This window comes from Xanthobacter agilis, assembly GCF_021730435.1.
Lineage (GTDB): Bacteria > Pseudomonadota > Alphaproteobacteria > Rhizobiales > Xanthobacteraceae > Xanthobacter > Xanthobacter agilis.
In genome coordinates this window covers 19,393-40,977 of record NZ_JABWGX010000002.1, presented here as the reverse complement: position 1 = coordinate 40,977, position 21,585 = coordinate 19,393, and the positions used below count along the sequence as shown (strand labels likewise).

The window sequence follows — 21,585 nt, the reverse complement described above, 5'->3', positions numbered from 1 at the left end:
AATCTCAGGAGTGCGGGGCGACGAGATGGTTGAGACGCTGCTCGACCGGCGCGATGTTCTGTTCGATGTGGATGGCAAACAGCGAGTAGATGGTCAGCAGCAGCACGCCGGCCACCGCGAACACCACCCATAACGGTACGGCGGTGGACAGCTTGCGCCGGGCGGAAACCCCGTGCCAGTGCGGCGACAGCTCGTCCGGAGGCGATTTCACATGGCTTTGCCAGATCCGGCCGAGCTCGTCGCGCAGCTCTTCAAGCTGATATTGCCCGCCTTCCATGACCCGATACTTGCCCTCGAAGCCGAAGGCGAGGCACAGGTCGATCAGCTTCAAGAGGGCGAGATGCTGGGCCGGATTGGCCCTGACCCGATCGACGATGGCGAACACCTTCTCGCCGCCCCAGGTCTCGCCGTGGAACTGATTGAGCAGGCTGTGGCTGCTCCAGTTGCTGGCGGCGCCCCACGGGGTGGTCATCACCGCCTCGTCGATCACCGAGCACAGCACATAGCGGGCGGCGCCCACATCCGCCATGCGCGCGCCGAACTTGATGGCGCGCTCGTCGAACCTTTTGATCTGCGAGACGGTTTCCGTGCGCAGGGCGGTGATGTCGGCTTGCTCCACCGACTGGCGCAGCTGCGCCACCAGCGCCAGCAGCGGGGTGGCCGCGGCGGCGATGGATTCCTCCGGTCGGCCGGGCTCCGGAGCCTCCGACAGGTCGGGCAGGTTGCTGTCGGCCGGTCCGCCGTCGTCGATGGCGCGGCGGGGCGTGGGCTCGCCGGGCCGCGCGCCGCGCGGAGCCGCCGTCTCGCGTCCGGCGGCCGGACGCGAGACGGCCGTGGGCCGATGGCCGATCACGGTCGGCTCGTCATCCCCCATGTGGCTGTCGTAGCTCACGGCTGCACCGCCCGGATGGCCCAGAATTCCATGTGCAGATCGGGATAGCCGCCGCTCACATGGAACGCGAAGGCGGCCGAGCGGGTCAGGCTGCGCCACAGCTCATGGCTCTGGTCCAGCTCGAAATAGACCGCGCCCTGAAGGTAGGGCAGCTCGCGCGGCGCGACCGGCAGCGAGCGCAGCGGGATGCCCGGTAATTGCAGGTTCACCAGGTCGCGGATCTGCTCCACGGACCCGATCTTGGTGGTGGCCGGGAACTGGGTGCGCAGCGCCTCGTGGGGGATGCCGGCGCTGACCACCAGCACGAACCGCCCGCCGGAGAACAAGGTTCGGTCGTTGATGGTGGCGGTGCTGATGCCGTATCCGCGCTCCTGCAGCGGCAGTGGCACCACGTTGCGCTCGACGATCAGGTTCAGCTCTTGCCGCAGCAGCTTGAGCACCGGCTCCAGGCTCGATTCCAGATCGTCGTGCACGTAGGCGGGCAGATGCGGCACGCGCCGCTGATGGGTGTTGAAGGTGGCGAGATCGCCGGTCAGCCGCACCAGCTCCCGGTACAGGGTTTCCGGATGGGTTCCCGGCAGCCGCGCCAGATGATTCAGAACCGCGTCGGCCGCGTTCATCACCCGGAGCAGGAGCAGGTCAATGAGGCCGGCGCTGTCGGCGCCCATGCGGGTCGGGTCGGTCCGCTCGGCGAGGGCCTCGGCGCGCGCGTGCACCAGGCTGTGCACCTCGGCCAGCACCTCGGTGAGGCGCTGCGAGGCCTGATAGTCGAGGCAGGGCGGGATGAAGGTCGCGGACAGGATCACCTCGCCGGCCGGCGTCACTTCGGCGATGCGGGCCAGGGGCAGGACGATGAGGCCATCAAGGCTCTCGCCCTCGAACACCAGGCTCGCGTTCAGCGCGCCGAGCCGGATGTCGATCGGCTCGCGGTCGGGGGCGCTGGTGTCGCGCACCGCCTGCTGCACGGCGGTGAAGCGGCGCGGACCGCCGCCGGGCTCGGTGATCTCGGCGCCGTCCCGCGCGCGGGCGGGAACGGCGAGATAGGCCAGGGCCTGCTTCAGATTGGGCGGAACACGGCGCGACACCGGCGGCGGCGTCTGGCCCGGCATGTCGATCGCGGCGCCGTCCGGCAGCACCGCCTCGCAATGGGCAAGGCCGAACTGGCCGAGCTTCAGAAGCCGGGCATCGAGGGCGAGGCGCCGCAATCCCCACCCATGGGGGATGAGGCCGGCGACGCGGGCCTCGATGACATGCTCCAGCCAGCGGTCGTGTTGCTGGAAGTGCTGGGGCCGGACGAACATGCCTTCGGTCCAAAGGGGTTTGCTCGTCACAGACATGCGTTCATCTCTCCCGAAGGACGGACAGGGGCGGCAGGTGTCACTGGCCGAACCAGCCCTTGTCCCGCGTTCCGTTGAGTTCGACGTTGACGGCGAGACTGGTCACCGTCACCAGCAGGTAGTTGGTCTTGCCCGGCGTGAGATCCACGAAGGTGCGCCACTGGGCGGCCGAGATGTCGCGGAAGCCGGCGATGACGCCGAGGTATTTCGCATCGCCGGTGATATCGTGCTCCACCTCGCGGGCGGTGCCGGGCACGATCTCCACTTCCTGCTTGGAGATCATTTCCGGCCCGAGCCGCGTCACGTCGTTGTCCAGGAGCTCGAAGAAGCTCGCGGCCATGAAGTTGGTCGTGGCCTTCAGGTCATACAGCTTGATGACGACGGGGGAGGGCACGCCCGACTGGTTCGGATTGATGTTCTCGTCGGCGCGGATGGTGATCCGGGTGGGGGTCACCACCACCGGCGGCGGTCCGGGCGTGGCGCAGCCGCCCAGCGACAGCGCGGCGCCGCTGGCGAGGAGGCCGCGCAACGCTTCACGGCGGGAGAGCGGGGCCATCAGAACTCCTCCCGGCGGGTGTCTTGCCGGCCAAGGTCTTGCCGGCCGGAGTCTTCGGTGCGCTGCGCGTAGCTGCGGGCGAAGGCGCGCCCCATCACCTCCGAGCTGACCACGTCGAGCGCCCCAACCAGCCGTTCGTGCATCATGAGGTAGCGGTCCCACAGCTTCATCTTGTCGGCCTTCCGGGCGAAGATCCCGTTGCTCGGGCCTTCGTCCTCCAGATCAAAGGCGATGGCCGCAGGGCTGACGCGTTCCAGAAGGTCGGCGGCGGTGGCCTGGAGGGCGTCGATGGCCGCCATCTCGTGCCGGTTCATCTCGTTGAGAACAGCCTGCGCTGCGCCGGCGGGGCTTGTCCGTGGGTCGCGGGCCGAGTCGCGCGCTAGGGCGCGGGACAGGGCCTCCTCCGGTGAGGCTGCCGCCTCGAACGGATTGTCCGACACCGCGCGCCGGTCGGCATCAAGGCGCAGATCGTCCTTCAGGCGGCGCTGCGTGTCCTTCAAGGCAAGCAGGCCCTGGACCAGGGTGCGCAGCAGTGCCGCGACCTCGCCCAGGAGCCGCTCGCGCTCGGGGGCGGTCAGTCGGGCGGGTTCGACCCCGAGCAGGGCCCACAGATCGTTTTCCGAAGCCGGTTCGGGCGCGGCCGGGCGCGGCGGCGGAAGGGGTGGCGTGTCCGCCGCCAGCGGGCGAAGGGCGGGCATCGGCGGAGCCAGGAACGGCTGCGGCGCGCGCGCCGCCGGGGGCTGGGCCTTGCCTTTGCCGCGCATCCGCAGAAGGGTCACCATCTCTTCCGGGTCGTCCAGATCGGCCGGCGGCACGAGGGGCGCCGGCGCGACCGGGAATGGTGGGGCCGGCGGCCGTGGTGGCGCTGGCGCGACGGCGGCCGGTGCCGCAGCGTCCCCCGCGCTCACCAGCCGTGGGATCAGGATCGACAGTTCGTCGAGGAACCCGGGAGGGATCACGGCCGCTGCCTCCTCGGCATCGGTCGGTTGCGGCGGAGCGGTGACCACCGGCCGGGCCGGCGGGACGGCGGGCCACCCGACGGCATCCGGCGGCGGTGCCTGGATCGGCGCGCGCGGCGGCAGGGCGGTGGGGATCGCCAGGGCGGCCGGGAACGGCGCCATCGGCGCCGGGGCGGCTGGCGGTGGGGCGGCCGGCGGTGGGGCGGCTGGTCCCGGAGTGAAGTCGAAGGTCGGGCGGACCGGGCGCGGCGTCAGCAGATCGTCGATGCCGCCGGGTCGGGCGCCGGCGCGCCGGGCGGTGTCGGTCCCTTCGCCGTCCATCTGGCCGATGCCCAGGTCGCTGAAGGGATTGTCGCTCTCTTGCAGCACGCTTTGGCCGTCGAGCGCGGCAAGCGGATCGCGGATGCCCTGGGTCGCGCCGGGATAGGCGGCGGGTGACAGGGGACCCCGCGCTGTCCCGGGCGTGGTGAACGGCGCGGCGAGTGGGAGCGCCGCCGGCGCGCGTTCCCGCAGTGGCGGCAGCGGGTCGGCCATCGGCCGCTCGGGGGCGGCGGCCGGCTGGATGCGCCGGATCTCCGCCGAGATGACATAGGAGCCGAGATAGAGCAGGTCGCCGTCGACCAGCACGGCGGCATTGCCCCGGCCGAGGGGCGCGTCGGTGGTGTTGAGGTAGACCCCGTTGGTGGACAGGTCGACCACCGTGAAGCCCTGCCCGTTGAAACGAATCTCGGCATGGCGGGCGGACAGGGTGTGGGTTGGATCGGGGAGGCGCCAGTCGCAGGTCGCCGATCGGCCGATGACGCCGCCCGCCGCGTCGAAATCGTGCGTGGCGCTGGCGCCGAGGCCGCGCCCCTGTTCGCTGGTGACAGTCAGCCTCGCACGCAGCACACTGTCCTCCCCCGCCGCATGACATCATCAGGCGGCCCCGCCGGCAGGTCTCCGCCGTGAAAAGAGGGACGCCGCTATGCGAGATGGAAGCGCCCGTTGTTGGACCACGGATGGGCACCTTCCCGTGTCTTATCGATGCAAATTACGACATGGCGATTACAGGCGCCGCCGGCGGATGAGGCTGGCGGCTCACAGGGTTGGCGCCAGCCGGTCGGCGGCGAAGTCCACATGGCCCCCCGCGTCGTCCGGGGGCGCGGCCCAGGTGTTCCAGCCGAGCTGTCCTTCGCCGAGGGCGAAGGCGGGCCGCTCCCCCGCCTTGATCTCGATCCTGAGGTCGAAGGCGAGTGGGTCCTTCAAGGCCAGCATCAGCAGGTCCAGCACTTCCGCGAACAACGGCTGGTCGGGCATGAGGCGCGCGAAGGTGGGGCCGTCCACGGGGCCGATCACCAGCCGGAATTTGCCCGTATGGTCCATCACGTCGGCGCCGACGATGAAGTCGACGCCGAGTTCCGGCGGCGTGTCGCCGAGGCGCGAGCACAGATGCGCGGGGATGGTGACCACCCGCGGGACGAATTCGTCGATGCGGACCGGCAGGTCCGTGCAGTGGCCGATGAGGGGCGCGATGATGGAGGCCGACAGGCTGTAGCAGCTCAGCAATCCCGCATAGGGCAGCAGCGCGACGCGCCGCCGGTCGGCCCGCCCCGGCAACAGCCCCATCAGCGCCGCGATGGTCTGCGAAACCGCGTCGTGCGCGCCGCGCTCGTACTGGAGGGCATGGCGGTGATGCTTGTGCACGCGCACCAGGAGCGACACCAGGCGGTGATTGAACAGGTCGAGGAAGGTGCTAAGCACCCCCCCATCCGCCGCATCCTCGATCACCTGCTCGGTGTAGAACGGCGGCAGCGGCGAGGAGGGGCCTTGCAGGCCCAGGAAGTTCACGGTCACGTCGGCACGGGTGCCGTCCGCGTTGAAGACGAGGCGTTCCACCTCCCGCGCCGGATAGCCGAGGCTGGGATTGGCGTGAAAGCGCACCGCCTCGGCCTGGGGGTCACGCGTCCCGCCGAACGGCGGGGCGTCGGGAAACAGCCGCTCCAGATGCTGGATCAGGGCGAAGAAGGCCCAGAGTTCCAGCTCTTGCGTCTCCAGCCCTTGTGCCTCCAGCTCTTGTGATTCCAGCTCTTGCGTCCTTCCGCCCGGTCCGCCGGGCGTGGCCGCCGGAACCGGCCCGTCGCTCACAGCGGTTCCTTGACGCCCCGCCTCGGTTCCCATTCGTACCTCACATTGCCTTCGCTGCCGGACATGGCGAACTGGTGCATGCTGTTCACGGTGGCGAACGCGCTCAGCATGCGGTCGATGACGCTGCCGAGCAGGAACATTTCCGCTTCGCCGCCGATCTTGCTTTCCTGGCACACGAGGGTGAAGCGCCGGATCCGCACCGGCACGCCGCGCAGGATGCTGTCGCCGGTGGTGTTCTCGAAGCGCTCCAGGCCGGCGAGCAGGAGTTCGAGCCGCTGGCGCATCTGGTCGTCGTGCACCGCGCGGAAGTCGAAAGTGGCGAGCAACTGCCGCAGGGCCTCCACATTGGCGATGGTACTGAAATTGCAGGCGAGGGCCGCCACCAGTCGCCACAACAGGCCGTCCGAGAGCGGCGGCGGGATTTCCGGCGTCACGAACGAGATGTTCTCGAACAGGACCGCGCCCGGAGTGGTGTTGCCGGGCTGGGTGATGGCGCCGGCGGGCAGGCGCTCCGCCAGCCGTCCGTTGGAGCAGACAAGGCCGATGGACACGGTCTCCGCCTTGGGGACCATGCGTTCGTCCAGCCGGTTCACGAACGAAATGTAGTGATCGATGCGCCGCCCGGCGACCGCGGGCTTGGCCCGCAGGCGATAATAGGCGGTGGTGGCGCGCGCGCCCGGCAGATCGTGCCGGAAGGATTCGAAGGGGGCATAGGCCACCCGTTCCGACACCCCCTGGATGTAGCCGGAGACGCTCTCCACCGTGTGCACCGAGAGGCCCTCGCCCTGGAGTGGGGTCAGGCGATATTCGGTCTTGCTGCCGTCCACATGGAGCGGGCGGGCGTCGGCGCGGAACAGGTTGACGGCCGGTGTGCAGTTCAGGCGGACGGCGCCCGGCGGCAGGCGCACATGCTGGGGAAAGGGCCGCGTGAACTGGAACGAAAGCTTGAGGCCGCGGGCCGGCAATTCGGCCAGGGGGGCAAGGCCCGTCAGATCCACATAAAGGAACTTATCCGGCACCAGCAGGTATTCCTGAAGCAGCCGGAAGCCTTCGACTGCGGTTTTCGGCTGCGCGAGAACCGCCTCTTCGGGCGCGAAGGCGGCCGGGCGCAGGGCGGTCGCCGGCAGGGTCAGCACCGTCGCGTCGCCGTGGCGCACCTCGATCCGCTTCAGGTGGGCGAGCAGCCAGAGATAGAGATGCACCGCCTGCGCCGGATCGCCCTGCGGCGCGAGGTGAAAGCGCAGGTCGTTGCCGGCGAGCGGCGCCAGGGTGGCATGGGGCAGGCAGTCGAGGTCGAGGCTGATCTCCGCATTGGCGGGGGTGTTCTCCAGGGTCGCGTTGCGCACCTCGAACGGCAGCACCGCAAGCGCGAAGCAGGTGCTGAAGGGGCAGCTCGTGCCGTCGATGGTGCGGGAGCGGACCTGGGTGCCCCGCGGTACCGCAAGGGCGCCGCCGTCGCTGCCGGGGGCATGGCGGAAGGCCAGGGTGGTGGTGGGTGGCACCGGCTGGAGATAGGCCGGCCAGATCAGCCGCAGGAGATCATGGACCAGCTCCGGAAGGTCGTCGTCGAGCCGCTGGCGCAAGGTGGCGGTGAGGAAGGCGAACCCCTCCAGCAGCCGCTCCACATGGGGATCGCGCGCCTTGCGGGACAGGAAGCTGGCCAGCTTCGGATTCTCGCGGGCGAAGATGTCGCCGAGATCGCGCAGATAGGCCAGCTCGTCCTGATAATATCGGTTCAGCGTCACGGTCTCGTCGCTCGCAATTGGACCTGGGACATGTTCTTCACGCGCACCGGAATCCACGTCGCTTGAAAATGCTCTAAAGCCGCGATCGGCTTCTTCCGGAACGGCTTCAATCGCTCACATTCACGTAGCCGTTGTTGTTGAGGACGGTGTCGAACGCCAGGCGCTTGGGGCCGTTTTCCAGCACCAGGGTGGCGTGGATGCGGAAGGCCAGATGCAGCGGGTTGCTGCGGTCTGGAACGTGGCTGACCGAGACCTCGGACAGGCGCGGCTCGAACATCTCGATCTGGCCGCGCACCGCCGCCGCGATGATGCCGAGCGCGTCCGGAAACCGGCCCACCAGATCGTTGAAATCCGGCATGCCGAAGTCGGGACGCGACAGGCAGCAGTTCGCCCGTGCGTTCAGCACCGACCGCAGGTTGCCCATGATGCTGTCGACGAGGCCGGACAGGTCGCCCGTGGCGTCCGATGCGGTCTCGCCGCGGGGCGCGGTGTCGGGCGCCCGGAGCCGTTCCAGGAGCGTGCGATGGGTCATGTCCGATGCGTCATGGCGCTTTGCCCCCGGCGCGGAGGAAGGCGGGACGGGCCCGCCTTCCGGCAAGATCAGGCCTTGTCCAGCTTGCCCTTCAAGGTCAGCGTGAAGTCGGCGCCCATGTATTTGAAATGGGGCTGAACCGCCATCGAGACCCGGTACCAGCCGGGCTCACCTTCCACGTCCTCGACCGTGATCTGCGCGTTGCGCAGCGGGCGGCGGGAGCGCACGTCGGACGAGGGGTTCTCCTGGTCGGCCACATATTGGCGGATCCATTTGTTGAGCTCGGTCTCAAGCTCGACGCGGGTCTTCCAACTGCCGATGTTCTCGCGCTGAAGCACTTTGATGTAATGCGCCAGGCGGTTGATGATGAACATGTAGGGCAGTTGGGTGCCGAGCTTGTAATTCAGCTCCGCCGCCTTGCCCTCCTCGCTGTTGCCGAAGAACTTCGGCTTCTGCACCGAATTGGCAGAGAAGAAGGAGGCGTTGTCCGTGCCCTTGCGCATGGTGAGGGCGATGAAGCCCTGTTCGGCGAGCTCATATTCCCGCCGGTCGGAGACCAGGGCCTCGGTGGGGATCTTGGTCTGGAGCTGGCCCATGGACTCGAAGGTGTGCAGGGGCAGGTTCTCCACCGCGCCGCCGGACTGGGGGCCGATGATGTTGGGGCACCAACGGTAGTTGGCGAAGCTGTCGGTGAGGCGGGTGGCGAAGGCAAACGCCGTGTTGCCCCACAGATAATTGGCGGTGCTGCCGGCGGACGTCTCCGAATAGTTGAACGACTTCACCGGGTTGCTGTCCTGGCCGTAGGGCAGGCGCAACAGGAAGCGCGGCGCGGTGAGGCCCACGTAGCGGGCGTCCTCGCTCTGCCGGAAGCCGTTCCACTTGGCGTATTTCGGCCCCTCGAAGATCGACTGCAGATCCTTGAGATTCGGCAGTTCCTCGAATGTGTCGACGCCGAACATCTGGGTCGAGGCGGCGCCGATCACCGGGGCGTGCGACATGGCGCCGACGCTGGCGAGATATTGCAGCAGCTTGATGTCCTGGGCACCGGGACCGAAATCATAATTGGTGACGACGGCGCCGACGGGCTGGCCGCCGAACTGGCCGTATTCAGCCGTGTAGACATGCTTGTAGAGGCCGGAGCGGACCACCTCGGGCGAATCGTCGAAGTCCGCCAGGAGGTCGTCCTTCGCCACCGAGAGCATCTCGATCTTGATGTTCTGGCGGAAGTCCGTGCGGTCCACCAGGAACTTCAGGCCGCGCCAGGATGATTCCATCTGCTGGAAGGCCTCGGCATGGAAAATGGCGTCGAGCTGCGACGACAGTTTCTGGTCGATGGCGGCGATCATCTGGTCGACCGCGGCGCTGTTGACCTTCTCGTCCCCGTGGGCCGGCTTCAGCAATTCCGAAATGAAGGCGGCGACGCCGCGGCGGGCGACATCATAGCCCTCATCCGTGGGGCGCAGCTTGGTCTCCATGAGGATCTGGTCCAACATGGAGGTTTCTTCCAGCGTGGCCGCGCCGGCCGGGGCCTCGGCGACGGTGTCAGGCGTGCTCATGACTGTTTCTCCGAAGGATTCGACGGCGGCTGTCCGGGCAGGACCGCTCAGGCGGAGGGGTCGGTGGAACCGGTGATCTCGGACAGGAAGCGCTGGCGCGCCGCTTCGTCTTCGATCACACCCTGGATCATCTTGCGGAAGGCGGGGATGTTGCCGAGCGGCCCCTTCAGGGCGACCAGCGCCTCGCGCAGCTCCAGCAGCGCCTTCAGCTCGGGCACCTGCCGCACCACGGCCTCGGGCTCGAAGTCCTTCAGCCGGTCGAAGGTAAGGCTCAGCGCGATTTTCTCGTCGGCAGCCTCCTCGCTCAGCTTGTTGTCGACGGACAGGTCGAGGCTGAGATTGTGGCTCTTCAGCACGTCGTCGAAATTGTCCTTGTTGATATTGGCAAGCTCGCGCTCCTCCACCGGGCGTTCATCTGCCTTCTGGGTGAAGTCGCCGACCACCAGCAGCTTGAGGGGAAGCTCGACGTCTTCCTTCATATTGCCCGTCGCCGGACGGTAGCGAATGTTGACCCGTTCCTTGGGTGCGATCGATTCAGCCATGTCCATGTCCCCCAGATGGCCGTCAGGCGTGGACCAGCCGGACGGCGGTTCGAAGATCGAGGCGTGCGAGCCGGCGCTGGGCGGCTTCCACCGCGCCGCGCAGGTGGGTGGCGCCGAGCAGCTTCTCGGCGGCCGGATGGTGATAGGCGCGCAGCGCAAGCCGGGCCGCGCGCAGGGCCAGCCCCGGCTCCCAGGCATCGAGAGCGCGGCGCTCCACTTCGGATTCAAGGTGCTGCACCAGCGGCAGCGCGACCGATGGAAGGTCCAGGTCCAGGCAGGTTTGTGCCTGGAGCAGGTGCATGTCGAACAGCGCGCGCTCGCCGCGCACCGTGTCCCGCGCGGCGCCCAGGCGGTCGAGGGCCTCGGCCTTCTTGCCGGCGCCCACGAGCGTCTTGATGTCCGCGGCCAGGTCCTTGAACGTGTCCGCCTGTGCCTCGGCGGGCGCGGCGGCGGGTGAGCCGGCGTGCTCGTCGAACCAGGCACGGGTCGCGACGTCCGCGAACGGCGTGCCGTCCGCGAAGGTGAGGTCGACCAGCGCCGGGAGGCGCCGGACCAGGGCGCACGATAATTCCACCACCGCCGCCGCGGCCATGGCATATTTTGGCCCAAGGATATTGAGCGTCTCGAATACCTTCCGGTGCGCATCCAGCCAGAAGGGGGAGGAGCCGATGAGGCCTTCGAGGGCGTGCACGAGCGCTTCATGTTCGCCGGAGCGGCTCATGGCGGCGATGCCTTCCAGGCGCTGCGCGGCCGGCGCCATGAGCTGGGTGGCGTTGTCCTTGGCGGGTGGCGTGAGGGTGATGTCGAGCCAGGCCGCCGAGCGGGAGAGGCGATAGCTGCGGGGATCGGACAGGTTCGTTTCGCGCAGCCGGCGCGCGTGCTGGCGCATGCTGTCGGCCAGGGCGCTGATGGCGCGGTCGAGCTCGGGACCGCTGGCGTCGGGCGCCACCGGCGGAGCCGCCGGCAAGGGTGCTGCGGTCGCGGATGCCGTGGCCGCCGGGGTGACGGGGGCGGGCGACGGCGTGGCACCGCCATTGGCGGGAAGGGGCGTCGCGGGCGCGGGCGCCTGGGGCGTTCCGGCCTTCTCCGCCGCCTCCCGCGCGGCGGCTTGCCGGGCCGCCTCGGCGGCGCGGGCGAGCTCGGCCTTCGCCGCCTCGGCCTTGGTGCGGACCGCGCGCACCAGGTCGCCGAACGCGATGCGCTCCTTGGCGAGCTTTTCCGGCAGAAGGACGTTCAGTTCCTCGAGCAATTCGGAGGCATGCAGCAAGGCCGGGATGTCGGGCTCGGCCACCGGCAGGTCGGCGACCACCGGCGTCAGGCGGGTGACCATCCATTCGAGGGCGCCGACGCGAGCCCGCTCCCGCTTGGGCGGGACCTCGTCCCACCACTGCTTGACCATGGCCGAGAGCGCATCGATCCCCACCGCGAGGCCACGCCATTGCTCGGTCTGGGTCAGGGCGACGGTGGTCCAGGCGGTGACCAGAAGGTCGCGACCGTGGGTGGTCAGCAGATCAAGCCCGATGCGCGCCACCTGCGGCCACGGTACGGCGGCGGGGCCATCGGTCTCGATGCGGCGGACGCTGGTCTCGATCTCCTCGAAGGCCGGCAGGCCGCGCACATCCGTGCCCACCGGGGCGTCCGGCGCCAGCGGCAGAACAAGCCGGTCGCTGCGCGCATCCTCGAAGACGGGGATGGAGTGTTCGCTCATGGGCTGCCGCGCCTGCTCCGACCTGCTCCATGGGGCAAAGCTGGAGCGTCCGGCGGTTGTCTTTGTTTTTTTTGACAGCAGGATGAAGCTGGGATTGCGCTTGCGCGACGGCCCGCCTTTCGTGCGCGTCGCTACGCCACGATCAGCACGCGTTGGTCGAGTACCGCGCGATATGCACCCGTCGGGCGAGGCTTTCGGGCACGAACGGCCGTGTCATCCCCGCCGCGGGGTCAGCTCGCCTCAAGCAGGCGCTCGGCGTCCTCAAGGTCCACGGACACCAGCCGCGACACGCCGCGCTCGGCCATGGTGACGCCGAACAGCCGGTTCTGGTGCGCCATGGTGATGGGGTTGTGGGTGATGGTGAGGAAGCGGGTGTCGGTGCGCCGGGTCATTTCCTTGAGCAGGGTGCAGAAGCGTTCCACATTGGCGTCATCGAGGGGCGCATCCACCTCGTCCAGCACGCAGATGGGCGCGGGATTGGTGAGGAACACCGCGAAGATGAGCGCCATGGCGGTCAGCGCCTGCTCGCCGCCCGAGAGCAAAGACAGGGTCTGCGGCTTCTTTCCCGGCGGGCGGGCGATGATGTCGAGGCCGGCTTCCAGCGGGTCCTCGGCGTCGGTGAGCACGAGGTCCGCCTCGCCGCCGCCGAACAGGGTGTCGAACAGCGACTTGAAATGGGCGTTCACCACCGTGAACGAGGCCTGAAGGCGCTCGCGCGCCTCGCGGTTGAGGCTCTGGATGGCGCCGCGCAGGCGCTTGATGGCCTCGATGAGGTCGTCGCGCTCGGCGACGAGGGCCGTGTGGCTGGCCTCGGCCTCCTCCAGCTCCACATCGGCGCGCAGGTTCACGGCGCCGAGGCGGTCGCGGTCGCGCTTGGCCCGTTCGAGCACGGCCTCGATGGCGGCGGCCTCGGGCAGGTTGTCGTCGTCGGCAATGGCGGCCTGGGCGCGGGCGGTGTCCGGGGGGCCGTCCAGGGCTTCGAGGATCTCGCGTTCCACGTCCTCCCGGCGCTGGCGGGCGGCCTCGAGCCGGGCCTCGGCGCGGGCGGCCTCGGCGCGGGACTGGGACATGGCCTCCAATGCGTCGCGGGCGGCGGTGTCGGCGGCGGCAAGGGCCGCCTCGCCCTCGGCCAGCCGGTCGGCCGCGGCGCGGCGGGCGGCTTCCGCCGTCTCGAGGGCGGTCATCAGGGCCCGGCGCTGGCGGACGATCTCGCTCGGCGCGTCCTCGATCTCGGCCAATTCGGCCTGCGCCTCCTCGGCGCGGGTGGCGATGGCGGCGAGCCGCTCGCCGGCGCCCCCGGCGCGCTGCTGCCAGGACCGGCGCTCGCCGACGATGGCCTCCAGGCGCTTGATGCGGGCGGCGCCCTCGCGGCGCAGGGCCTCGGCGGCGGCGCGGGCCTCCGCGAGAGCGGCCCGGTGCGCGCTGGCATCGGCGCGGGCACGGGCGAGCTCGGCTTCCAGCACCTGGGGCAGGTCGAGGGCGGCAAGCTCCGCCTGCGCATCCTCCGCCTGGGCTTCGGCCTCCTCGCGCACGGCGGCAAGGCGGGTGCGGGCCTCGCCGATGGCGGCGAGGCGGGCCATATGCTGGGCCGCCTTGCGCTCGGCCGTCTCCAGCACGGCGCGGGCGGTCTCGGCGGCGCGCTGGGCGGTGCGACGGGCCTCGCGGGCCTGGGTCTCGGCGGCGGCGGCGAGGTGGAGCTCGCCCTCGCGCTCGGCCAGGGTGGCGCGCAGCTCCTCCATGGCCTCCTGCGCGGCGGCGGCATCGGCCTCAATATCGGCCAGGCGATTGCGCTCGGCGAGGCGGCGGGCGGCGGCGGTGGGCGCATCGGCGGCGGCGACGACGCCATCCCAGCGCCAGAGGTCGCCGGTCAGGGAGACGAGCCTTTGCCCAGGCTTCAGCAGCGGCGCGAGGCGCCCGCCATCGCCGGCGGCGACGATGCCCACCTGGGCCAGCCGGCGGGCCAGCGCCGGCGCGCCCTGGACATGAGTGGCGAGCGGCGTCACCCCCGGCGGCAGCGGCGGGTCGGCGGGGTCGAGGGCGGAGCCGGCCCAGCGGGCGGGGGCCTCCGGCGCCACCGGCAGGTCGAGGTCGTCGCCCAGGGCGGCGCCGAGGGCGGTCTCGTAGCCCTTCGTCACGGCGACCAGGTCGGCCACCGGCGGGAAGCGGTGGTCACTGGATTGCAACAGCTTGGCGAGGGTGCGGGCCTCCGCGTCCAGGCGGCCGAAACGCTTGTCCGCCTCGCTCACCGCCGGCCGCAGCGCTTCCACCGCGCGCCGGGCGGCGGCGTGTTCGGCCTCGGCGGCCATGGTGGCTTCCTCGGCCTCGGCGAGGCTTTCGCGGGCGATTTCCGCGTTGAGGCGGATGTCGTCGAGGGCCGCTGTGCCGGCCTCGCGCCTGAGCCGACCCTCCTCGGCCTCCACCGAGGCGCGCTCGGCGGCGTTGCGCAACAGCCGGTCGCGGATTTCGCGGGCGGTCTGCTCCAGGCTGGCGCGGCGGGCGCCGAGATCGGCGAAATGGGTGGTCTTCTCCTGAAGGCGCAGCTCGGCTTCCTCCAGCAAAGCGGCGGCTTCCTCCTGCCGCTCGGCGGCGGCGGCGCCAAGGTCGGCCGCGTCCTCCTGCTCGGCGATGAGGGCTTCCGCTTCGGCCTCCAGCCGCGCCAATACGCCTTCCGCGTCGGTGGACAGGGACTTTTCGCGTTCGAGGTCCTGGGCGAGCTGCACCAGCCGGCGTTCCAGCTCCTGGCGGCGGGTGGACAGGCGCGCCTCCTCCTTGTCCAGCGCCTCGCGGGCGTGGGTGAGGCGCTGGAGGGCGGCGGCGGCTTCCGCCTCCTGCGTGCGCAGGGGGGGCAGGGCGTGGGCCGCGAGCGCCTGGAGGCGGGCCGATTCCGCCTGCATGCGGGTCAGCTCCGCGCCGTCGCGCTGGGAGGCGAACAGCGCCCGCTCGGCCTCCATCAGGGCTGCCGTCACCTCGCGCCAGCGCAGCCACATGAGGGTGGCCTCGCACTTGCGGATTTCGGCCGCGAGCACCTTGTAGCGCTGGGTCTGGCGCGACTGCCGGCGCAGGCTCTCCACCTGGGATCCCATCTGGGTGATGACGTCTTCCACCCGGGCGAGGTTCTGCTCGGCCGCCTTCAGGCGCGTCTCGGCCTCATGGCGGCGGGCATGAAGGCCGGCGACGCCGGCCGCCTCCTCCAGGATGCGGCGGCGGGCATTGGGCTTGGCGCCCACGATCTCGCCGATCTGCCCTTGCCGGACCAAGGCCGGGGACCGCGCGCCGGTGGAGGCGTCCGCGAACAGCAGGTGCACATCGCGCGCACGCACGTCGCGCCCATTGATGCGATAAGCAGAGCCCGAGCCGCGCTCGATGCGGCGCGCGACTTCCAGCTTTTCCCATTCGTTGAAGGCGGCGGGGGCGGTCCGGTCGGCATTGTCGAGGTGGAGCGCGACTTCGGCCATGTTGCGCGCCGGCCGCCCGGTGGTGCCGGAAAAGATCACGTCGTCCATGTCCTGGGCGCGCATGGCCTTGTGGGAGCTTTCGCCCATCACCCAGCGCAGCGCTTCCACGAGGTTCGACTTGCCACACCCGTTCGGGCCCACCACGCCTGTCAGGCCGGGCTCGATGACGAGTTCGGTGGGCTCGACGAACGTCTTGAAGCCCACCAGCCGGAGGCGGTCGAACTTCATGCGGTCAGCCGGAGGCGGTCGAGGGTCATGGGGTGAAAGGGTCGCTCGCGGAGAACATGGCAAAAGGTGTGCCAGTGCTTGACCGCGGCGTCAAACGGCGGCGTCAAGCAGCGTCGTCAAACAGCCACTTGCGCCGGGCCCGCGCGCGGGTGCCGCGCGTGAGATCAGGGTGCCGCGACCTGTCGCGCGATCGACGCTTGACGCCGCGCGGCGCGGCCGGTAATTTCGCGCAACTTTTGAAAGGGCCTGCGTGACCATGCGCAATTTCGTTATTCTTCTCGTATCCGGGGGCGCCACGATCGGTCCAGCCTGAAAGGGCTGTTTCGAATGGACGTGGCGCGTGACGAGGGGCCCTTGGGGCCCCTTCGTCGTTTCTGAACCGCCGCGTCCTTCCGGATCGCGGCAAGACCGCGATGACAGCTTGATATGAGGCGCTCCGGCGCCAGGGAGTTCCAACGCCATGACGAGCGTGACCACCGCCACCGCGACCGCCGGCACTGCGACCACCGGCACCAAGATGACCGGCGCCGAAATGGTGATCCAGGCCTTTGCCGACCAGGGAGTCGCGCACATCTTCGGCTATCCCGGCGGCGCCGTGCTGCCCATTTATGATGCGCTGTTCCACCAGAACGCCATCGAGCACATCCTGGTGCGCCACGAGCAGGCGGCGGTGCACGCGGCGGAAGGCTATGCCCGCTCCTCGGGCAAGGTGGGCGTGGTGCTCGTCACCTCCGGCCCCGGCGCCACCAACGCGGTGACCGGCCTCGCCGACGCGCTCATGGATTCGATCCCGATCGTTTGCATCTCCGGGCAGGTGGCCTCCCACCTCATCGGCAACGACGCCTTCCAGGAGTGCGACACGGTCGGCATCACCCGCCCCTGCACCAAGCATAATTACCTTGTCCGCGACGTGAACGATCTCGCCCGCGTGCTGCACGAGGCCTTCTATGTGGCGCAGAACGGGCGGCCGGGTCCGGTGGTGGTGGACATTCCGAAGGATGTCCAGTTCGCCACCGGCACCTATGTCGGCCGCGCCAACATCCAGCACAAGACCTACCGGCCGAAGCTCGAGGCCGAGGACGGGCAGATTGCGGCGGCGGTGGAGATGATCGCCTCCGCCAAGAAGCCCATCTTCTACACCGGCGGCGGCGTCATCAATTCCGGGCCGGAAGCGAGCCGCCTGCTGCGCGCGTTTGCCCGCGAAACCGGCGTGCCGGTGACCTCGACCCTGATGGGCCTCGGCGCCTTTCCGGCCTCCGACCCCCAGTGGCTGGGCATGCTGGGCATGCACGGCACCTATGAAGCCAATCTCGCCATGCACGATTGCGACGTGATGGTGTGCATCGGCGCGCGCTTCGACGACCGCATCACCGGCCGGCTGGATGCGTTCGCGCCGGGGTCCAAGAAGATCCATATCGACATCGACCCGTCCTCCATCAACAAGAACGTGAAGGTGGACCTGCCCATCGTCGGCGACGTGGCGCGGGTGCTGGGCGCGATGACCCGTGCCTGGGCGGCCAGGGGCCTTGCCATGGACAAGGCGGCGCTGACCGCGTGGTGGGCGCAGATCGACCGCTGGCGTTCGCGCCAATGCCTCGCCTATCGCGCCTCCGACACCATCATCAAGCCGCAATACGCCATCGAGCGGCTGTATCACGCGGTGAAGGACAAGGACGTCTACATCACCACCGAGGTGGGCCAGCACCAGATGTGGGCGGCGCAGTTCTGCCGCTTCGAGGAACCGAACCGGTGGCTCACTTCCGGCGGCCTCGGCACCATGGGCTATGGCCTGCCCGCCGCCATCGGCGCGCAGAAGGCTCACCCCGGTGCGCTGGTGGTGGATATCGCGGGCGAAGCCTCGATCCAGATGAACATGCAGGAAATGTCCACCGCCATGCAGTTCGACCTGCCGGTGAAGGTGTTCATCCTGAACAACAAGTATATGGGCATGGTGCGCCAGTGGCAGGAGCTGCTGCACGGCGGGCGCTATTCGCACTCCTATTCGGAGGCGCTGCCGGACTTCGTGAAGCTGGCCGAAGCCTATGGCGGCGTCGGCATCCGCTGCGACAAGCCGGCCGATCTTGACGCGGCGATCCATGAGATGATTTCGGTGCGGAAGCCGGTGATCTTCGATTGCGTGGTGGACCAGCAGGAGAACTGCTTCCCCATGATCCCCTCGGGCCGCGCCCACAACGAGATGATCCTCGGCGACATGGCCGTGGATCTCGACGCGGCCATCACCGACGAAGGCAAGATGCTGGTGTGAGCGGGGCCTCTGCGTCCCGACGCCGTTCCGGCCCTCCCCCGCGCGGGGGAGGGGTTTCCGCCGACACTCATTTGCGAGCCATCCATGTCTGAAGCTCCCGAGCGCATCGAGCGCCACACCCTCTCGGTCCTGGTGGACAACGAGCCGGGCGTGCTCGCCCGCGTCATCGGCCTGTTCTCCGGCCGCGGCTACAATATCGACAGCCTCACGGTGTCCGAGGTGAGCGCGGAGAGCCACCTCTCGCGCATCACCATCGTCACCACCGGCACCCCCATGGTGATTGAGCAGATCCGCAACCAGCTCGCCCGCCTGGTGCCGGTGCACCGGGTGCAGGACCTCACCGTCGAGGGCTATTATCTGGAACGGGAGCTGGCCATGGTGAAGGTGCGCGGCACCGGGGAAGCGCGCTCGGAGGCTCTGCGCCTCGCCGAGGCGTTCCGTGCCCGCGTCATCGACGCCACCCGCGAAAGCTTCGTGTTCGAGATCACCGGCAAGAGCGACAAGATCGACCAGTTCGCCCACCTGATGGAGCCGCTCGGCCTGGTGGAGGTGGCGCGCACCGGCGTGGTCGCCATCTCGCGCGGGCCGACCGCCCTGTAATCCGTATTCCCATCGGCCGTGATCCAGTGCAAAGACGCTGGCCGCGACCCGTTGCATTCAAGAACGACGCCACAAGGAGACACTGATGCGCGTTTACTACGATCGCGACGCCGACCTGAACCTCATCAAGGGCAAGAAGGTCGCCGTCATCGGCTATGGCAGCCAGGGCCATGCCCACGCGCTCAACATGCGCGATTCCGGCGTGAAGGATGTGGTGATCGCCCTGCGTCCCGGCTCCGCCACCGCCAAGAAGGCCGAGGCCGAGGGCTTCAAGGTGCTCTCCCCCGCCGAGGCCGCCAAGTGGGCCGACGTGGTGATGATGCTCACCCCCGACGAGCTGCAGGGCGACATCTATCGCGAGAGCCTCGCCGACAACATGAAGGAAGGCGCGGCGCTGCTGTTCGCCCACGGCCTCAACGTGCACTTCAACCTGATCGAGCCGCGCAAGGATCTCGACGTGCTGATGGTGGCCCCCAAGGGTCCCGGTCACACCGTGCGTTCCGAATACCTGCGTGGCGGCGGCGTGCCGACCCTCATCGCCATCGCCCAGGACGCGTCGGGCAATGCCCATGACCTCGGCCTCTCTTATGCCTCCGCCATCGGCGGCGGCCGCGCCGGCATCATCGAGACCACCTTCAAGGAAGAGTGCGAGACCGACCTGTTCGGCGAGCAGGTGGTGTTGTGCGGCGGCCTCGTGGAGCTGATCCGCGCCGGCTTCGAGACCCTGGTGGAAGCCGGCTACGCCCCCGAGATGGCCTATTTCGAGTGCCTGCACGAGGTGAAGCTGATCGTCGACCTCATCTACGAGGGCGGCATCGCCAACATGAACTATTCCATCTCCAATACCGCGGAATATGGCGAATACGTCACCGGCCCGCGCATCATCACCCCCGAGACCAAGGCGGAGATGAAGCGGGTGCTCACCGACATCCAGTCCGGCAAGTTCACCCGCGACTGGATGCTGGAGAACAAGGTGAACCAGACCTCGTTCAAGGCCACCCGCGCCCGCGTGAACGCCCACCCCATCGAGGAAGTGGGCGAAAAGCTGCGCGCCATGATGCCCTGGATCAAGGCCAAGGCCCTGGTGGACAAGACCAAGAACTGAGGAGAGTTGCCTCAAAAGGCATTTTACCGGCCGTCTCGATCTATGAGAATGAGTACATTGACGTGCTCATCCCCGCTTTTTTAGCAGTGTTGGCTATCATTGAAGTGCAAGCATGGTTCGCGAGGCATTTCATGGGCGAGACGGACGATCTCAGTTGGGACGACAACAAGGATGCGGCAAACCGCGAAAAGCGCGGTTTGCCGCTCCCCCTTGCCGCGCTGCTCTTCGACGGCCGGACGCGCGTGGAGGATGTCTCGCTCAAGTCGCCGGACGGCGAGACGCGCTTCGAGACCATGGCGGAATATGAGGGGCGTGTGCTATTCTGCGTGTGGACATGGAGTGGTGAGCAGCGCCGCATCATCTCCTTGCGGGTTGCCCATCGGAGTGAACGCCGTGCCTACCAAGAAACAATTGGAAGAGGCCGAACGTCTCGCAAAGACGATTGACTGGGCAAGGTTCGACGCCATGTCGGACGAGGAGATCCGGGCCCACTGGGCGTGGGACAAGGACATGACTTGGCCCACCGACGCCGAGTTGGCCGAGTTCGATCTTGTCATTCCCGCCAAGAGCCGCCGCAAGCCGCCGAAGGAAGCGGCGGAGTAGACCGCGTTCTTCGCGTTGCCGCCGCCGCCCCCTATCATCGAAGGTCCAAAGCAGATTTGGGCGCCCGTTGAGCGGGCGCCGTGTCGGGCTTTGCTGCGTGCATCATTTGCCGCCCACGCAAGCCCACGTATGTCCGAACATTCTTGGAAAATCGTGTCACTCGGGTCGTGTCACTCGGGTCGTGTTCCTCGGGCGGTGCCGGTCGCGCGCAGGGGCGGAGCGATGTCTGTTCGATTTCGGCTCAAATTAAATCAGAAAAATTCAAAACAACGCTTCAATTTAAAATCGCTCTCGAAAGCGTATGTTTTCGATGGTGATGCAGATAGCATATATTTTTCTTTGACACAATTCGGTGTTATCCTATCTTGAGAACACTTGCAGCGTGCATCTAGATTTCAGGCGCTGAAGGTCGGGCGTCAGCCTCTCCGCGTGGCGCTCTGTGTTTTGATTTTGAACAATTCAATAAAGAGACTCGACCCATGAATGTTACCGTCATCTTCGGATCGGACGGCGGCGCGACCAAGGGTGTCGCCTCCAAGATTTCCAAGAAGTGCCAGGGCCGCAGCGTCGATATCAAGACCGCCACCAAGGCCGATTTCGAAAATTGCGAGCTTCTAATCCTCGGCTCCCCCACCTATGGCGACGGCACGCTCCAGACCGACTGGGAAGAAAATATCGACAAGCTGCGCGCGGCGAAGCTGGGCGGCAAGAAAGTGGCTCTGTTCGGCACCGGAGACCAGGCGACCTATCCCGACAGCTTCGTGGATGCCATGGGCATTCTTTATGATGAAGTCACGGAACTGGGCGCCGTGGTGGTCGGTTTCACCGAAACCTCCGGCTACGATTACAGCAATTCCACCGCGGAGCGGGACGGCCAGTTCGTCGGCCTCGCCCTCGACCAGGACGGTCAGTCCGGCATGACGGAGAAGCGGGTCACGGCATGGCTCAGCAAGCTGCTGTAGATCCGGTCGCGCTCCGGCTGTTCCACCACCACCTGTATGAATACGGGCGGGGTGTGAGGGGCCTGTTCCTGATGACCCTGGGGCTCATCGAATCAGCTCCCGTCGTCGCGAAGCTTCGCGACGACGGCATCGACCACTTTGTGCAGCGGGTGGGGAGTTCCAAGGTCAATGTGTTCTTCGGGCGGGAGGCCTATGTGGCGGTGGCGCGCAGCTTCGTCACCAAGCCGCTCAACCTCCTGAGCCCGGAGGAGGACTTCATGCTCGGCACCCTGCTCGGCTACGACCGGGAGCAGCAATGCCGCCGATTCCTGGCCAAGCTGGCGACCGTGGGGGCGCGCTGCCCGTTGGCGGTGGCCGCCGAATAAAGGGCGGCGAGGCCCCCTGGCCTCCGCCGACTGCCGTCCTTCCGCCCACG

At 68.3% G+C, this 21,585-nt stretch carries 18 protein-coding genes; 7 read left to right on the top strand and 11 right to left on the bottom strand.

What is annotated here, in order from left to right:
* Positions 1-4: 4 nt before the first annotated feature.
* The 11 genes from icmH to smc all read right to left on the bottom strand — a co-directional run bounded on the left by icmH (position 5) and on the right by smc (position 15,634).
* A complete protein-coding gene (icmH, locus tag HUW53_RS01450) occupies positions 5-892 on the bottom strand; it encodes a type IVB secretion system protein IcmH/DotU (RefSeq protein ID WP_237343962.1) in 888 nt (295 codons plus the stop codon).
* Positions 889-2,229 carry a type VI secretion system baseplate subunit TssK gene (gene tssK, locus HUW53_RS01445; protein WP_237343961.1) on the bottom strand — a complete coding sequence of 447 codons (1,341 nt, stop codon included), beginning with the start codon at positions 2,227-2,229 and terminating at the stop codon, positions 889-891. The genes icmH and tssK overlap by 4 nt, the downstream gene beginning before the upstream one ends.
* A gap of 40 nt (positions 2,230-2,269) precedes the next feature.
* On the bottom strand, positions 2,270-2,785 hold the full coding sequence (gene tssJ, locus HUW53_RS01440; RefSeq protein ID WP_237343960.1) for a type VI secretion system lipoprotein TssJ: 516 nt from the start codon (positions 2,783-2,785) through the stop codon (positions 2,270-2,272).
* Positions 2,785-4,632, bottom strand: coding sequence for a type VI secretion system-associated FHA domain protein (locus HUW53_RS01435; RefSeq protein ID WP_237343959.1), 1,848 nt, complete (start codon positions 4,630-4,632; stop codon positions 2,785-2,787). The genes tssJ and HUW53_RS01435 overlap by 1 nt, the downstream gene beginning before the upstream one ends.
* 189 nt (positions 4,633-4,821) lie before the next feature.
* Positions 4,822-5,868: a type VI secretion system baseplate subunit TssG gene (tssG, locus tag HUW53_RS01430; RefSeq protein ID WP_237343958.1), complete on the bottom strand. Its 1,047-nt coding sequence runs from the start codon at positions 5,866-5,868 to the stop codon at positions 4,822-4,824.
* On the bottom strand, positions 5,865-7,613 hold the full coding sequence (tssF, locus tag HUW53_RS01425; protein WP_237343957.1) for a type VI secretion system baseplate subunit TssF: 1,749 nt from the start codon (positions 7,611-7,613) through the stop codon (positions 5,865-5,867). Before tssF ends, tssG begins: the two co-directional genes overlap by 4 nt.
* Positions 7,614-7,719: 106 nt before the next feature.
* Positions 7,720-8,145: a type VI secretion system baseplate subunit TssE gene (gene tssE, locus HUW53_RS01420; RefSeq protein WP_237343956.1), complete on the bottom strand. Its 426-nt coding sequence runs from the start codon at positions 8,143-8,145 to the stop codon at positions 7,720-7,722.
* A gap of 68 nt (positions 8,146-8,213) precedes the next feature.
* Complete coding sequence (gene tssC / locus HUW53_RS01415) at positions 8,214-9,701, bottom strand: type VI secretion system contractile sheath large subunit (RefSeq protein WP_237343955.1); 1,488 nt, start codon at positions 9,699-9,701, stop codon at positions 8,214-8,216.
* A gap of 47 nt (positions 9,702-9,748) precedes the next feature.
* Positions 9,749-10,243, bottom strand: coding sequence for a type VI secretion system contractile sheath small subunit (gene tssB / locus HUW53_RS01410; RefSeq protein ID WP_237343954.1), 495 nt, complete (start codon positions 10,241-10,243; stop codon positions 9,749-9,751).
* Positions 10,244-10,265: 22 nt separating this feature from the next.
* Positions 10,266-11,951, bottom strand: a complete 1,686-nt coding sequence (gene tssA, locus HUW53_RS01405; RefSeq protein ID WP_237343953.1) for a type VI secretion system protein TssA — start codon at positions 11,949-11,951, stop codon at positions 10,266-10,268.
* Between the two features lie 230 nt (positions 11,952-12,181).
* A complete protein-coding gene (gene smc / locus HUW53_RS01400; protein ID WP_237343952.1) occupies positions 12,182-15,634 on the bottom strand; it encodes a chromosome segregation protein SMC in 3,453 nt (1,150 codons plus the stop codon).
* Positions 15,635-16,094: 460 nt separating this feature from the next.
* Here smc and HUW53_RS01395 point away from each other — a divergent pair, with 460 nt between their 5' ends.
* The 7 genes from HUW53_RS01395 to HUW53_RS01365 all read left to right on the top strand — a co-directional run bounded on the left by HUW53_RS01395 (position 16,095) and on the right by HUW53_RS01365 (position 21,535).
* Positions 16,095-17,900 (top strand): acetolactate synthase 3 large subunit, encoded by a 1,806-nt coding sequence (locus tag HUW53_RS01395; protein ID WP_237343951.1) that lies wholly within the window; start codon positions 16,095-16,097, stop codon positions 17,898-17,900.
* Positions 17,901-17,984: 84 nt separating this feature from the next.
* A complete protein-coding gene (ilvN, locus tag HUW53_RS01390) occupies positions 17,985-18,500 on the top strand; it encodes an acetolactate synthase small subunit (protein ID WP_237343950.1) in 516 nt (171 codons plus the stop codon).
* A 37-nt stretch (positions 18,501-18,537) separates the two neighbouring features.
* Entirely contained in the window at positions 18,538-19,605 is a 1,068-nt protein-coding gene (gene ilvC / locus HUW53_RS01385) for a ketol-acid reductoisomerase (RefSeq protein WP_272903712.1), read from the top strand.
* A 62-nt stretch (positions 19,606-19,667) separates the two neighbouring features.
* Entirely contained in the window at positions 19,668-20,051 is a 384-nt protein-coding gene (locus HUW53_RS01380) for a BrnT family toxin (RefSeq protein ID WP_237343948.1), read from the top strand.
* Between the two features lie 19 nt (positions 20,052-20,070).
* Complete coding sequence (locus HUW53_RS01375; RefSeq protein WP_237343947.1) at positions 20,071-20,208, top strand: hypothetical protein; 138 nt, start codon at positions 20,071-20,073, stop codon at positions 20,206-20,208.
* 479 nt (positions 20,209-20,687) lie between these two features.
* Positions 20,688-21,170, top strand: coding sequence for a flavodoxin FldA (gene fldA / locus HUW53_RS01370; RefSeq protein WP_237343946.1), 483 nt, complete (start codon positions 20,688-20,690; stop codon positions 21,168-21,170).
* Positions 21,149-21,535 (top strand): DUF2023 family protein, encoded by a 387-nt coding sequence (locus tag HUW53_RS01365; RefSeq protein ID WP_237343945.1) that lies wholly within the window; start codon positions 21,149-21,151, stop codon positions 21,533-21,535. The genes fldA and HUW53_RS01365 overlap by 22 nt, the downstream gene beginning before the upstream one ends.
* Positions 21,536-21,585: the final 50 nt, after the last annotated feature.